A 13733-nucleotide genomic window follows, 5' to 3' on the forward strand; every position below is an offset into this window, starting at 1 on the left:
AATGAACAGTTTAATCACAAAAAAAGAAATTCTATGAACATTGAAAACACCAAAGCTCAGATGCGAAAAGGGGTTTTAGAGTTCTGCATCCTATCGGTCCTAAAAGAAAAAGATGCCTACACCTCCGAAATCTTAGACACACTGAAAAACGCAAAGCTGTTAGTAGTTGAAGGAACCGTATATCCGCTACTGACACGATTAAAAAACGACGGCTTATTGAGCTATCGTTGGGAAGAATCCACTTCGGGGCCTCCCAGAAAATATTACGGTTTAACCGATGAAGGAAAAGATTTTTTAAAAGAATTAAGCGGAACCTGGACTGAATTAGCGGGCGCCGTTAACACAATAACCAGCCAAAACTAAGAGTCATGAACAAAACAGTAAGTATAAATTTAGGAGGTTTTTCTTTTCATATTGATGAAGACGCCTATCAAAAATTAAGTCGCTACTTTGATGCTATAAAACGCTCCCTGTCACCTGACGGAAGAGACGAAATCATGAACGACATCGAAAGCAGGATTGCTGAATTGTTATCCGAAAAGCTTTCAAATGACAAACAGGTTGTATCGTTAACCGAAATCGATCAGGTTATAGCCGTAATGGGACAACCGGAAGATTACCGAATTGAAGACGAAAGTTCAACAACCACATACACAACTTACTCTCCTAGCGGATCAAAAAAATTATACCGCGACAAGGAAAAAGGAATGCTGGGTGGTGTATTGGCCGGTATGGGTCACTATTTCGGAGTAGATCCGCTTTGGTTGCGCATCATCATGGTTATCTTGCTTTTCACTTGGGGAATTGGAATTATCCCATACCTACTCTTCTGGATTTTAGTACCTGAGGCTAAAACAACAGCCGAAAAACTGGAAATGACCGGACAGCCAATAACCATTTCTAATATCGAGAAAAAAGTAAAGGAAGGGTTTGGCGAAATCTCTGATACCATCAGCAATATCGACCAGAAAAAAATTGCCGACGGAGCCAGAGACGGAGCCTCTAAAGTAGCTACATCGATAGAAGATGTTTTCATGACAATCTTTAAAGTGATTGCAAAACTAATTGGTGCTTTTATCTTAATAGTATCCGGATGTGCGTTAATCGGAATTATCATTGCCTCTGTAGTTATGATATTCTCCTCTTCACTGCCGGACAATGCGGTTCTTGAACACATCAGTACGCCAATAGGCATCGAAACACCGTACTGGATTCAAGGCTTGTTATTATTGTCGGTAGTTGGTATTCCGCTTATCTTCCTTATTATTTTAGGATTGAAATTATTAATCAACAACTTAAGATCAATCGGAACCATCACTAAATACAGTTTATTGGCAATATGGTTAATCGCTACTGGATTCTTAATCACAATCGGAATCAGAGAAGCCGGTCAATTGGCATTTGACGGAAAAATGGTTCAGAAAGCAGACATTCAGATTGCCAATACCGATACACTGAAGGTACGATTTGTTAACAACGATTTCTTTTCAAAAAATGTTGACAAAAAAACAGATTTGAAAATCGAACAGGATTCGGTCGGAAACGAGATGATTTATTCCAACAATGTAAGCCTTCACCTGAAAAAAACGGACAAAGCCTTCCCTTACATTCAGGTTGAAAAAATCGCGAGTGGAAAATCATTCCCGGAAGCTAACAAAAGAGCAGAAAAAATCAAATACAATTTCAAAATCATTGGAAATCAGTTAATTTTAGATAATTTTTTACTAACTGATGTAAAAAATAAGATCAGAGGTCAAAAAGTTGAAGTATATTTATACTTGCCGAACGGTATCGTTTATGCACCCGAAGAAAGCGTTTCAAACTATTTAGACGGAGACAATGCTGATTTTGATTACTACTACGGACCTGAAGGCTACAATTATAAAGTAACAGACGGAGAATTAAAATGTTTGAACTGTCCGGAAGATGAAGACGCAGATTCAGAAGATGAAGTACTGAATATATCCGAAAAAGATCAAGACACCATTAAAACTGTTAGTATCAAAGTTGGAGGCAAGGAAATAATACGAACTGAAACCAAAAAATCTGGTGACTTATCAGTAGATGAAAGCGGAGTGGTTGTGAAGAAAAAATAACTAAAAAGTGAAACCATCATCAATCAAGCATTTTTTAGTTATCTCTTTTGAACCGGAGATATAATTCAAAGCAAATAAATCATCACCCGATAGCTATTGGGACAAAAAACGAACAGTTATGACAAAATTAGTTTTTCACATTACAAAAATAGTTATAGCAACTGTGCTTGCCGTACTATTTGGTTCCTGCCATTCAAATATTGGCTTAGGAAACAGTATAACCGGTAGCGGAAATGTTACTAAGGAAGTTCGAAACCTCAGCGGTTTTAACAAGGTTACCGTATCCGATGGCCTGGACTGCGAAATTCAACAATCGGATAAATTCGCTGTCATTGTAGAAGCCGATGACAATTTACACGAAGGTATTATCACTACTGTTAATAATGGTGTTTTGAAAATCGATTCGGAATACAACCGTTACAAAAACGTAAATTCAAAAAAAATCATTGTTCAGATGCCGGTTATAGTAAGTCTTGAAAGCACTAGCGGTTCCAGTTTAAAGTCGTTAAACACATTAAAAGGAGAGAGCATCGCAGTGAAAACAAGCAGCGGCAGTGAAATGGAAGTAATCATCGAATCCGATACCATTACCTGCGAATCTACAAGCGGTAGTGAAATAACTCTAAAAGGAAAAGCGTTAAAGGCCCACGCCCATTCATCCAGCGGAAGTTCCATCAAAGCAGGAAATCTGATGGCTAACGAAATTGATGCACAATCCACGAGCGGAAGTTCGATAACAGTGGCTCCTATAGTTTTATTGGATGCAAAAGCTTCCAGCGGCAGTTCCATTAACTATACAAAAGTACCTCAGCAACTTCGAAAACAAAGTACCTCAGGAGGAAGTGTCAGTGAAGAATAAAAGAATAGAATGATAAAATAAAAAAAGAGGCAGATAATAAAGCCTCTTTTTTTCTGAAAAATTTGAAAGCGTACAGAAATTACTTATTTTTATGAATTCTTGATTTAAAAACATAGTCTATAATAATCACCACTAATTTGAATATGAAAAAAAATGCATTAAAAGCTTTATCAATAAGCTTCCTTTTTTTAGGATGTTTTGTTGCAAAGGCGCAGGATGCCAAAACTTCAAAGTACAATTACAATGAGGCTTTCGGTAATAACTTTTACACAAAAAACGGAACAGACACCCGCTCCGCCAGCGGACAACTCGGCGCAAAATACTGGCAAAACAGAGCCGATTATAGTTTAACAGCAACACTTAACGATCAGACAAACGAAATTACCGGTTCGGAAATTTTGACTTACACCAACAACAGTCCGGATAAAATGGGCTTTTTATGGATGCATCTGGATCAGAATTTATTTAAAAAAGATTCACGCGGAAATGCTGTCATCCCCGTTAAAGGAAGCAGAAACGGAGCTAGAGGTCAGGTTTTCGATGGTGGTCATAAAATCAAATCCGTTTCGGTAGTTAGCATCCAAAATGGAAAAACAATCGAAAAAGAAGTTAAATATAGCATTACAGATACCCGAATGCAGGTTATTCTTCCTCATGAACTAAATGCTAATGGAGGAACTGTAAAAATAAAAATCGATTTCTCTTTCATCTCCCCTATTGAAGGTTCAGACCGAATGGGCGTCTTAGATACCAAAAATGGAAAAATATTTGCCATGGCTCAATGGTATCCGAGAATGTGTGTTTACGATGATGTTCGCGGCTGGGATACACACCCATACTTAGGTGCCGGTGAGTTCTATCTAGAATATGGTGATTTTGATGTTGCCATCACTGCTCCGGCAAACCATATTGTAGTTTCTTCAGGTGAATTGCAAAACCCGAAAGAAGTATATACTGCTGAACAACTAAAACGATGGGATCAAGCCAAACAGAGCGAAAAAACGGTAATCATCCGTTCTGAAGAAGAAGTCACCAATCCTTCTTCACGTCCTTCAGGAAAACCGACTTTAACTTGGAAATTTAAAATGAAAAATTCCCGTGATGTGTCATGGGCTTCATCCTCGGCTTTCATTATTGATGCGGCAAGAATCAATTTGCCAAGCGGAAAAAAATCGTTAGCTATTGGTGCTTATCCTGCTGAAAGCAATGGAAACCAAGCTTGGGGCAGAGCTACAGAATACACCAAAACATCAATAGAAAATTATTCCAAAAGATGGTTTGAATATCCTTATCCGGCAGCAGTGAATGTGGCAGCAAATGTAGGCGGAATGGAATATCCCGGAATCGTCTTTTGTCATTACAAATCCAAAGGCGAAGACTTGTGGGGCGTAACCGATCATGAATTCGGGCATTGCTGGTTCCCAATGATTGTTGGTTCTAACGAACGTTTATTTGCCTGGATGGATGAAGGCTTCAACACATTCATTAACGGAATCAGTTCACAGGATTTCAACAACGGCGAATACAAACAAGAAAAAGAGAACATGCATCATGGAGCACATACATTAACAGACCCGGCCATCGAACCCATCATGAGTGCCCCGGATAATTTAAAAGAAGCCCGTTTAGGATTGCTTGCCTATGAAAAACCGGGTGAAGGACTAAACATGTTGCGTGAAATGTTAGGTAAAGAACGATTTGACTATGCGTTCCGAACTTATGTTGAGCGTTGGGCTTTCAAACACCCAATGCCGGACGACTTTTTCCGAACCATTGAAAATGTAGCAGGAGAAGATTTAAGTTGGTTTTGGAGAAGCTGGTTCATCAACAACTGGCAGTTGGATCAGGCCATCACAAAAGTGAAATACGTTAAAAATGATGCTAAACAAGGTACTTTAATTACCATTGCAAATCTTGAAAAAATGCCAATGCCGGTAACTATGGATATCAAGACGAAAAGCGGCGCCGTAACAAGAGTGAATTTACCTGTTGATATTTGGCAACGAAATGTCGAGTGGACATTCAAACACGATTCAAAAGAAGAATTGGAAAGTATCACAATTGATCCTGAAAATAATATGCCGGACATCAATGAAGAAAACAACACCTGGACTTTAGCCAAAAACGGTATTGAAAAAACAACTGATTTAACTGCTTATACGGGTAATTTCTCCAGCAAGCAGATCCCAGTTAAAATTAAATTTACCCAAGAAAACGGTGATTTGATTATTAATTCAGAAGGACAGCCCTCTGTAGCATTGGAAAACAAAGGTAAAGACAAATTCATTTTGGAACAGGCAGGACTTATAGTTCAGTTCAACCAAGCAAAATCCGGTTTCAGTTTAAAAGTCGGAGAGCAAAATTTTGAATTTACCCGTGATAAATAATCAGGAATTTATTTTGATTCACAACAAAAAGCATCAGTAATTACTGATGCTTTTTTATTTAGAATAAGACAACTATAAATCTGATAGGTCTATAGATTAATCCAGAATTTTAAAGTTGACATATAATCCATCACTATCAAAATAATTATATAAATCAACAACCTCTGATTCGATTTTTTCTTTATTAATTATTTGTTTCGAACGAAATTGGTATTGGAACTTATATTCCGACTTAGGATACTCATCTCCTACTTTTTTAAAGCCCTTTAGAGTAAGCCCTTTTTTTTCAATTTCTTTCAATTGCAAAGCATTTTGCTCAGATTTAAAAAAAACTGTATGAATAACTCTTTTTTCAGTTTCAGGATTTTCTAAATTTTTTATTTCATCCCGAACATCCAGCAGCAACGTTTCAGGAACATTTGGCTTTAAATACTCATTGAAATAATTCCAATCAGGATCTGTATATGCGTCTACACTCAGAGAGTATTTAAAATCATTTATTTTTATGTTATCATATGCTTGTTTAACAATGGAACTTTTATCAGAATAAATTACCATATAATAAGTTCCCTCATAAAAATAACTGGAAACAAATACATACTTTAATTGTTTAGCATTCAAAAATTCAAGTACGGTCGCTTCAAACTTCAAGAACGAATCTTTTTCCGTTTTATTTGGCAGTCCCTCTTTATCAGGCTCAATTAATGATGTATTTATTATAGCAACTTCCCTCATTTCCGAAATAGGCCAAAGTATTTCAACAGAACGATTAAGTGTTATTAAAGCTTTTTTGTCATCCAAAAATGTATAATAATAACTCCAATTTTCTTCAATTGATTCAGAATTAGTTCTTTGCGCAAAAATGACGATTGGAAAAAACAAGGCGACTGAAAAAATTAATTTTATCATACAGATCCGTATTTAGTTAATACTTAGTCAATTATTAACGAAAACGATAAGACTTAAATTGCAACATTCAAAAAAGAAATTCCATTCGAAAGGAAACTCTTTTATTTCCTCTTTTATTTCCACCAATAATTCGTTAAGAGTTCCTTTAATTTCGCTATCTTAGGGAATCTGGGATTAAAGTTTATATAAATAATTTATGTGGTCAACATGGATTTCAGATTTTTCAATCCTATGCAGATATAAAACACATTATTTTTCTCTTTTATAAACCACTCACGTATGAATTAGAGAATCAAATTTTTAATTATTTATATTACTAAAAATATATTTTTCAGTTAATTTGACAGCAATAAATTATCCGCTAAAACTTTCAAAAAAGCCTTTAAAATAACTGGCAACCCAAAATATATTATTTTATATTTGTGAAAACTAAAGATTCTAACCCATATGAAAAAATTATACTTTCTACTACTTGCAATAACATTTACATCGGTTTGTTTCGCTCAGAAAAAGGAAAAAATTAAAGGCTCTAAAATAGTAACTGTAACCCAAAAAGAAGTTGAACCTTTTGAAAGCCTGGAGATTGAAGATAATCTTGAGATTTTCATTATTAAAGGTGAAAAACAAGGCATTGAAATTGAAGCCGATGACAATCTTCATGATGCTTTAAAATATGAGATGGTTGGAAATGCGCTTCGTTTGAGTTCAAGCAAAGAAGTTACCGGAGCCAAAAAATTCAGCGTTCGTGTAACGTATACAGACAATCTGAAATTAATTACCGTTAAACAAGAAGCACAATTAAATTCACTTGCCGATTTACAGTTAAAAGAGATTACCGTAAAAAATTATGATTATTCGAAATCGTATTTAAATGTAAAATCAAGTCATTTTACTTTGCTGATGAACGACAAATCGAAAGCTGAGTTAAACTTAAAATCCGAATCGGCTACTTTAGAATTGAGCAAAAATGCGGAAATAAAAGCATTGGTAAACACTCAGAATTTAAAATTAGATCTTTATCAGAAAACCACTGCCAACGTGGAAGGAGAAGCTGCTACGGCAAAAATACGTTTGGATAACAACTCCACTCTTACAGCAAAAAAACTAACAGCGTCTGATATGGAATTGACTGCCGAATCGTACACAACTGCCAACGTAACCGCCATTAAAAACATCAGCATTTCCGCAACAGGAAAATCGGAAATCCAATTGTATGGTACGCCGAAAGTGAACATGATTAATTTTGCTGACAATGCAACCTTATACAAAAAATTGGTTCAATAATTCTATTCTTTAAGGAGATAAAAAAACACCTGCTTTTACAGGTGTTTTTTTATTTAATAATTCCATTGCCTCTGTCGGTCCAATTCTTTCATTTCTTCAATTGTTTCCGTCGGAATCACTTTCAGGAAAGACGGATGCTGTTCAATGGCATATTCTATTTTTTCAACTATTTCGTCAATACTTTCATTATCATAATCGATCTGCAGAGGTTCTTTAATGATAAACGATTGCAGAATTCCTTTTTTCTTCAATAACAGCCCTTTACGGTCAAACGAACGGCGGAAACCATCAATCACAATCGGAACCACAATAGGTTTGTGTTGCTTAATGATATGCGCTGTACCTTTACGTACCGGCTTGAACGATTTTGTCGTTCCTTGGGGAAAAGTAATTACCCAACCGTCATCCAACGCAATTTTTATATTTTCGGTATCGTTCGGATTCACTTCTTTTTTCTCGTTTTCAGCTACATCCTTACCTCCTGCCCGCCACGTTCTTTCGACAGTAATGGCACCGACATAAGATAAAATCCTTGGTAATAATCCTGACTCCATGGTTTCTTTGGCCGCCACATAATAAATGTTAAGTTTCGGATTCCATAAATACCCTATATTCTTGATATTGTCGTGTCTTCCCTTTAAACTGGCATTAAAAACATGAAACATAGCCACGACATCCGCAAAATAAGTCTGATGATTCGAAATAAACAAAACATTTCTATCAGGCAGTTCTTTTATGATTTCAGAACCTTCAATGTGTAATTGGTTGAAGCCACGAAAGCGCCTATGCGTTAATGCGCCGAAAACACGTATTAACCATTTTTTGATAAAAAGTATGTGACCGAAAGGATTTCTCTTGAACAATCCCATAAAATATCTTAGATTAATTCCTAAAAAAGAGTGCAAATTTAAGAAAAACAGTGCTAATGCAATACCTTTCTAATCGTTTCTTTAAGCTCGCTCATCATCATGGCCGTCGCTCCCCAAACCACATATTTATCCACATTAAAAACCGGAACCTTAATATTTTCGGCATAGGAGGTTGACATAACCACTTTTGTGATGATACTGTCATCCAATAAATCCCTTAACGGCAATTCCAGGATCCTTTTCACTTCATACGGACTTGGCATGAATGTAATCTCATCGTGAACAATCCCTAAAAAAGGGGAAACCAGGAAATTACTCGGAGGAATATACAACTCGCTGAAAGGTTTGATTATTTGAATCCTATCCGGCTCAACTCCTATTTCTTCATGGGTTTCACGCAACGCCGTAAATTGTAGGTCAATATCTGTAGGTTCAACCTTTCCTCCTGGAAAAGCGATTTGGGAGGCATGAATACCGGGATAGGAATTTCGGACAATTAAAACCAAATGCGCTTCCTTATCTCTGGGGTAAAGAAGCATCATGACAGCAGCCTTTCTGGGGTCTTTGTCCAAATACTCCTTTGAAGAAAGCGAAGAAACTCTCTCAAGCGGCGCCATTTTCATATGTGCTTCTACAGACAGCAACTTTTCTTTTTCAATTTTTGGAATGTATTTCAAAAAATCAGAAAAATCCATTATATTTAGTTTTTTTTGTCAACCAACTATAAAGTTACCTCAAAATTTAGTTTTAACAAACTTATATCGCAAGAAAGATGTTTAGTAAAGAAGAAGCACAACAAATTAAAAAGGAATTCTGGACAGCTTTCGCAGAAGCATACCCCCGAAAATGGCTGCTGTATGACACCAAAATAAAGGATTTCACTTTTAAATTCCATATAGATAATAAAAAAGCACAGGTTCTGATCGACATTGAACCTAAAGACGAGGAAAAAAGAAAGATTTACTACGAAAAAATCGAATCCCTTAAAACCATTCTGCTAGAGGAATATTTAGAAGATGCAATCTTTGAAAGGAATTTCTACCTCGAAAACGGAAAATGCATCAGTAAAATATGGGTCGAAAAAACCGCAATCAGTTTGTATAACAAAGCTACCTGGGATGAAATTTTCGATTTCTTTTATGAAAAAATGGACTCTTTTGAACGATTTTTTTACGAATATGAAGACTATATCCGTGATCTGGAAATCAATACCTAAGACCAACACCAACAATACATATATAAAGACATAGATAAAGAAAAATAGCCACTGCCTAACTCCTTGGGTCTTTTTCTGGCGTTTACGCACCAAGTGATGAGAAATACCATGAATCGATAAGAGAATTGGTGATGTGTTGCTCTACAAAGACAACAAACTGATAGTAACCAAAAAATACGACACAAATGAATTGGTACAAATCACTAAATAATGTGGCAGCGGTAGCCTCCATAATTATTTGTATTGACGGCTACAGTCAGACTTCTTTTAAAGAATACAAAGTTAAGTATCCGGATTACAGTGAACTCATTTTAAATGATGTTCAAACCTATAAAATTTCCATTGAGGATGATAAATTAAAAATCCTTCAGGATAATTTATCGGAAACGATGATTTTGTCCGATATCGGAATCCATAACAACAAAGAGTCTTTCACGCATTCCGATTTGGTTAAATTGGTCGGCTTTGAAGCTTACTCTGTCATCAATGATAAGGGAAAGGAAAAGAAGATAAAAGTGACTCAGACCAATGAAAAATTTTACGATGACAGTAATGTTTTCCACAGTGCCATAAAGGAAAAACAGTTAATCTTTCCGAACCTTGAAACAGGTGCAAAAAAAGTACTGAACTATACAACCGAATTTGTAGATCCGCACCTGTTGCACAAGTTTGTTTTTGGAAGTGGTTTACCTATAGAAAACTCTTCGTTGGAAATCACTACGGATAAAAACATCACGATCGGTTATAAAATTTTTAATGATCCCGAGAATAAAATCGATTTTTCCAAAACGGAAAAAAAAGGCAAAATTCATTACAAATGGACGCTTAAAAACCTAAAACCTTTAAAATCGGAAAGCTTTGCTCCCGGGTTTCTTCACTTTGTCCCGCACATCGACGTTTATATTAAAGATTATTCCGTAGACGGCAAAAAAACAGACGTTTTAGATGATGTCACAAAATTATACAGCTACTATCGCGGTTTTGTAAATAACCTTAACAAGACGGAAGATCCGGCCCTAAAAGCGTTGGTAGAAAAAATAACCGATGACAAAACAACCGAAAGCGAGAAAGTAAAGAGTATCTATTATTGGGTAAAAGACAATATCAAATATGTGGCTTTTGAGCAAGGATATGAAGGATTTATTCCGAGAGAAGCTAAACTGGTTTACGAGAGAAAATTTGGCGACTGTAAAGACATGGCCAGCATCATTACGGCAATGGCACATATGGCCAATATCAATTCCGTTTACATCACTTGGATCGGTACACGTGACATCCCTTATTCCTACTCACAATTGGCTACACCGGCTGTAGACGATCACATGATTGCCACTTATAAAAAAGGAAATGAATACATTTTCCTTGACGGAACCGATAAAGAAACGGAATTTGGTTCACCTTCTTCATTTATTCAGGGAAAAGAAGCGCTGGTAGATGAAAACGGAACATTTAAAGTCGTGAAAGTACCAGTTGTTTCGTCAGCTAAAAACGAGGTACGGGAAACACTTGCTCTGAAAATAAACGACGATGTGCTTTCCGGAAGCGGAACCATGTCTTTCTACGGGTACAATAAAGGCCATTATCTTATGCAGATTGGGGATGCTACCGGAAAAACCCGATTCGAAATGGTTAAGAGCCTGGTTTTGAAAGGAAATAACAAATTCAATCTAAAGGAATACACAGAAACTAACATTAGTGATAAAGACAAGCCTTATCAGGTAAATTACAATTTTGATCTGGAAAACTATGTTCTTAAAGTGGATGATGAAATCTTTGTAAATTTAAACTTAGACAAAGCTTTTGAAAGTCTGATATTGGAAGAAGACCGAAAATATGGAATTGAACTGGATTACCTAACCTATAACAATGCCAGCTACGAACTGGAAATTCCTAAAGGTTACGCTGTCTCCTATTTACCAAAAAACACGAACTTCAATAATAACCTGATGGAAGTGGAAATTAAGTATGAACAAAAGGAAAATAAAATCATATTAAGCACTAAAATCAAAGTCAAAAAGATATTTTTTGAAAAAAGCGAGAAAGACCTTTGGAACCAGTCTGTAAAAAATCTGAAAAAAGGGTATAACGAATCGATAATCCTTAAAACTAAAAAATGAAAAAATCCTTCCTGAAATATTCACTTTCCGCAGCTGGAATTTTCCTGTATACCATTTCGGTTAACGCACAGGATTATACATTTAAAAACTACAATTGGGATGAAAAGTTGACTTCAGTACAAATACCGGAGAAGTACAAAAACCTGAATGAAGTGGTTTTAGAGCGCGATATTAAAATCGAATTACTAAACGACAAAGGAGCAGCAAAACAGTTTTACCTTCTTCATGAAAAAACTGCCGTAAACACTGACGATGCCATTGAAAGAAACAACAGAGTCTATATTCCTCACACAGGCAGTGAAAATCTTTTGGTTAAGAAAGTGCGCGTATTTTTAAAAAACGGCAAGGTTATCACTTTTAATAACGACGACATCAAAGAGGAGATTGATGAAGAAAGAAACATCAAATACAATTATTTTGCTATCAATGGATTGGAAAAAGGTGCCATCATCGAAAAGTTCTTCATTCTACAAGAGGAGCCCGATTTGGATGGGAATTCCGTAAATATCCAAGACGAATATGTCATTGGTAAAATGTCTTTTGAACTTATCTACCCAGAACATCTTGTTTTTAAGACGAAAACATACAATGGCTTAAAAGAGGTTGCCATCGATGAGAAAAAATACGAATCGAGGAAAGCTATTACAGTAACTGAAAATGATATTCCGGCCTTGGAAAAAAATGAGGAATATGCCAACCGCAATGCCGCTTTAAAAATGATCCGTTACAAATTGGATGAAAACCTGTATAACGGTTCAAGAAACTTATACAATTACAAAACCTTTGCTTCCAATATTTTTGAAAGTATGCACCAGCCTTTAGAAAAGAAAGACACTAAAGCCATAGCCGATTTCTGTAAAGCCATACCAACTTCTAAAGATCCTAAAGAATTAATCTGGAATATCGAAGATAAAGTCAAAAAAACCATTGTTTATGACAAATATATCGATAACAAAACTTCGTTAGGTGAAATAATCAAAACCAAACAAGCCAATCAGATAGACATTTTAAAATTGTACATCGCAATTTTCGATTATTATAAAATAGAAAACAATATTGTATTGACTTCGGAGCGATCTTCTATTCCATTTGACAAAGACTTTGAAAGTTATGAAAATCTGGATGAGTTATTACTTTATTTCCCTGCGGTTGACAAATTCATGACGCCAACAGAAATTGAATACAGAACACCATTATTCCCGGCACAATTAGGGAATAACAATGGCTTATTCATCAAATCAAAAGAATATGCCGGCGTGATAATGGGTATTAGCGAAATCAAATTCATTACCCTTCCGGGGACTGAATTAACGACCGACACCATGGAAATTACTATTGACTTATCGAAAGATATAGAAAACCCGTCAGTAAGCTCTAAATTCACATACGGTGGATATTCCGCGATGAATTTACAGCCAATAAAAGACTATGTTTCCAACGACGATTACAAGACTATATTCAACTCGGTAATCGAAAATTACACTAACAAAAAGGAGAACGAAAATTTCAAAACCGGAAATGAAGGAACTGCTAATGTCGGTAAAAATCCTTTCCTTTTGGAATTCAAATATTCAGGAAATGAATTGGTTCAAAAAGCGGGCAACAACTATCTTTTGTCATTGGGTCAGGTAATCGGAAAACAAATGGAACTTTACCAGCAAAACAAAAGATTGCTACCCGTAGAGATCGATTATCCTCACGCGTATAACAGAAAAATTAAAGTGATCCTGCCTCCTAATGTAGAAACCAAAAACCTTGATAAAATAAACATGAATAAATCGCTGGTTCTAGACAATAAAACAGAAGCGCAATTCAAAAGTTCCTACACAAAAACAGGCAACGAAGTAAATGTCGAAAACACCGAATTTTACAACATTGTAAACTATCCCCTGGAGAAATTCGAAGAATACAAGACAGTCATAAATGCTGCTGCCGATTTCAACAAAATAGTGTTGATAATAGCTCAAAAATAAAAAAGCTGCCTCAGGGCAGCTTT

11 protein-coding genes are annotated in these 13733 nt (G+C 35.9%); 8 read left to right on the forward strand and 3 right to left on the reverse strand.

The genetic code is table 11. The features are described 5' to 3' along the window. Nucleotides 1-33 precede the first annotated feature (33 nt). From LZF87_RS13820 to LZF87_RS13835, 4 genes are all read left to right on the forward strand, one after another. Complete coding sequence (locus LZF87_RS13820; RefSeq protein WP_023574004.1) at nucleotides 34-363, forward strand: PadR family transcriptional regulator; 330 nt, start codon at nucleotides 34-36, stop codon at nucleotides 361-363. A 5-nt stretch (nucleotides 364-368) separates the two neighbouring features. Further along, nucleotides 369-2096: a PspC domain-containing protein gene (locus tag LZF87_RS13825; protein ID WP_244339848.1), complete on the forward strand. Its 1728-nt coding sequence runs from the start codon at nucleotides 369-371 to the stop codon at nucleotides 2094-2096. A gap of 118 nt (nucleotides 2097-2214) precedes the next feature. After that, the gene (locus LZF87_RS13830) at nucleotides 2215-2955 is read left to right on the forward strand and encodes a head GIN domain-containing protein (protein ID WP_244339850.1); all 741 of its coding nucleotides are present in this window, start codon (nucleotides 2215-2217) and stop codon (nucleotides 2953-2955) included. 143 nt (nucleotides 2956-3098) lie between these two features. Next, entirely contained in the window at nucleotides 3099-5342 is a 2244-nt protein-coding gene (locus tag LZF87_RS13835) for a M1 family metallopeptidase (RefSeq protein WP_244339852.1), read from the forward strand. Between the two features lie 96 nt (nucleotides 5343-5438). Here LZF87_RS13835 and LZF87_RS13840 read toward each other — a convergent pair whose 3' ends face one another. Continuing rightward, the gene (locus LZF87_RS13840; protein WP_244339853.1) at nucleotides 5439-6251 is read right to left on the reverse strand and encodes a DUF695 domain-containing protein; all 813 of its coding nucleotides are present in this window, start codon (nucleotides 6249-6251) and stop codon (nucleotides 5439-5441) included. Between the two features lie 447 nt (nucleotides 6252-6698). Between LZF87_RS13840 and LZF87_RS13845 the strand changes: the two genes are divergently transcribed. After that, the gene (locus LZF87_RS13845) at nucleotides 6699-7535 is read left to right on the forward strand and encodes a GIN domain-containing protein (protein WP_244339854.1); all 837 of its coding nucleotides are present in this window, start codon (nucleotides 6699-6701) and stop codon (nucleotides 7533-7535) included. Nucleotides 7536-7588: 53 nt separating this feature from the next. On the opposite strand, the gene LZF87_RS13850 is transcribed toward LZF87_RS13845, so the two are convergent. Beyond that, nucleotides 7589-8404 (reverse strand): lysophospholipid acyltransferase family protein, encoded by an 816-nt coding sequence (locus tag LZF87_RS13850; protein WP_244339856.1) that lies wholly within the window; start codon nucleotides 8402-8404, stop codon nucleotides 7589-7591. Between the two features lie 53 nt (nucleotides 8405-8457). Then, a complete protein-coding gene (locus tag LZF87_RS13855) occupies nucleotides 8458-9099 on the reverse strand; it encodes an NUDIX hydrolase (RefSeq protein ID WP_023574013.1) in 642 nt (213 codons plus the stop codon). Between the two features lie 77 nt (nucleotides 9100-9176). Here LZF87_RS13855 and LZF87_RS13860 point away from each other — a divergent pair, with 77 nt between their 5' ends. From LZF87_RS13860 to LZF87_RS13870, 3 genes are all read left to right on the forward strand, one after another. Beyond that, on the forward strand, nucleotides 9177-9620 hold the full coding sequence (locus tag LZF87_RS13860) for a DUF4268 domain-containing protein (protein WP_244339858.1): 444 nt from the start codon (nucleotides 9177-9179) through the stop codon (nucleotides 9618-9620). Nucleotides 9621-9805: 185 nt separating this feature from the next. After that, entirely contained in the window at nucleotides 9806-11737 is a 1932-nt protein-coding gene (locus tag LZF87_RS13865; protein ID WP_244339860.1) for a transglutaminase domain-containing protein, read from the forward strand. Further along, entirely contained in the window at nucleotides 11734-13710 is a 1977-nt protein-coding gene (locus LZF87_RS13870; protein ID WP_244339862.1) for a DUF3857 domain-containing protein, read from the forward strand. The genes LZF87_RS13865 and LZF87_RS13870 overlap by 4 nt, the downstream gene beginning before the upstream one ends. Nucleotides 13711-13733: the final 23 nt, after the last annotated feature.

Source organism: Flavobacterium enshiense, assembly GCF_022836875.1.
GTDB classification, from domain to species: domain Bacteria; phylum Bacteroidota; class Bacteroidia; order Flavobacteriales; family Flavobacteriaceae; genus Flavobacterium; species Flavobacterium enshiense_A.

What these genes read in the sequence shown, in the direction of transcription:
- LZF87_RS13820 (WP_023574004.1), top strand. Translation starts at nt 34, where the DNA reads ATGAACATTGAAAACACCAAAGCTCAGATGCGAAAAGGGGTTTTAGAG.
- LZF87_RS13825 (WP_244339848.1), top strand. Translation starts at nt 369, where the DNA reads ATGAACAAAACAGTAAGTATAAATTTAGGAGGTTTTTCTTTTCATATT.
- LZF87_RS13830 (WP_244339850.1), top strand. Translation starts at nt 2,215, where the DNA reads ATGACAAAATTAGTTTTTCACATTACAAAAATAGTTATAGCAACTGTG.
- LZF87_RS13835 (WP_244339852.1), top strand. Translation starts at nt 3,099, where the DNA reads ATGAAAAAAAATGCATTAAAAGCTTTATCAATAAGCTTCCTTTTTTTA.
- LZF87_RS13840 (WP_244339853.1), bottom strand. Translation starts at nt 6,251, where the DNA reads ATGATAAAATTAATTTTTTCAGTCGCCTTGTTTTTTCCAATCGTCATT.
- LZF87_RS13845 (WP_244339854.1), top strand. Translation starts at nt 6,699, where the DNA reads ATGAAAAAATTATACTTTCTACTACTTGCAATAACATTTACATCGGTT.
- LZF87_RS13850 (WP_244339856.1), bottom strand. Translation starts at nt 8,404, where the DNA reads ATGGGATTGTTCAAGAGAAATCCTTTCGGTCACATACTTTTTATCAAA.
- LZF87_RS13855 (WP_023574013.1), bottom strand. Translation starts at nt 9,099, where the DNA reads ATGGATTTTTCTGATTTTTTGAAATACATTCCAAAAATTGAAAAAGAA.
- LZF87_RS13860 (WP_244339858.1), top strand. Translation starts at nt 9,177, where the DNA reads ATGTTTAGTAAAGAAGAAGCACAACAAATTAAAAAGGAATTCTGGACA.
- LZF87_RS13865 (WP_244339860.1), top strand. Translation starts at nt 9,806, where the DNA reads ATGAATTGGTACAAATCACTAAATAATGTGGCAGCGGTAGCCTCCATA.
- LZF87_RS13870 (WP_244339862.1), top strand. Translation starts at nt 11,734, where the DNA reads ATGAAAAAATCCTTCCTGAAATATTCACTTTCCGCAGCTGGAATTTTC.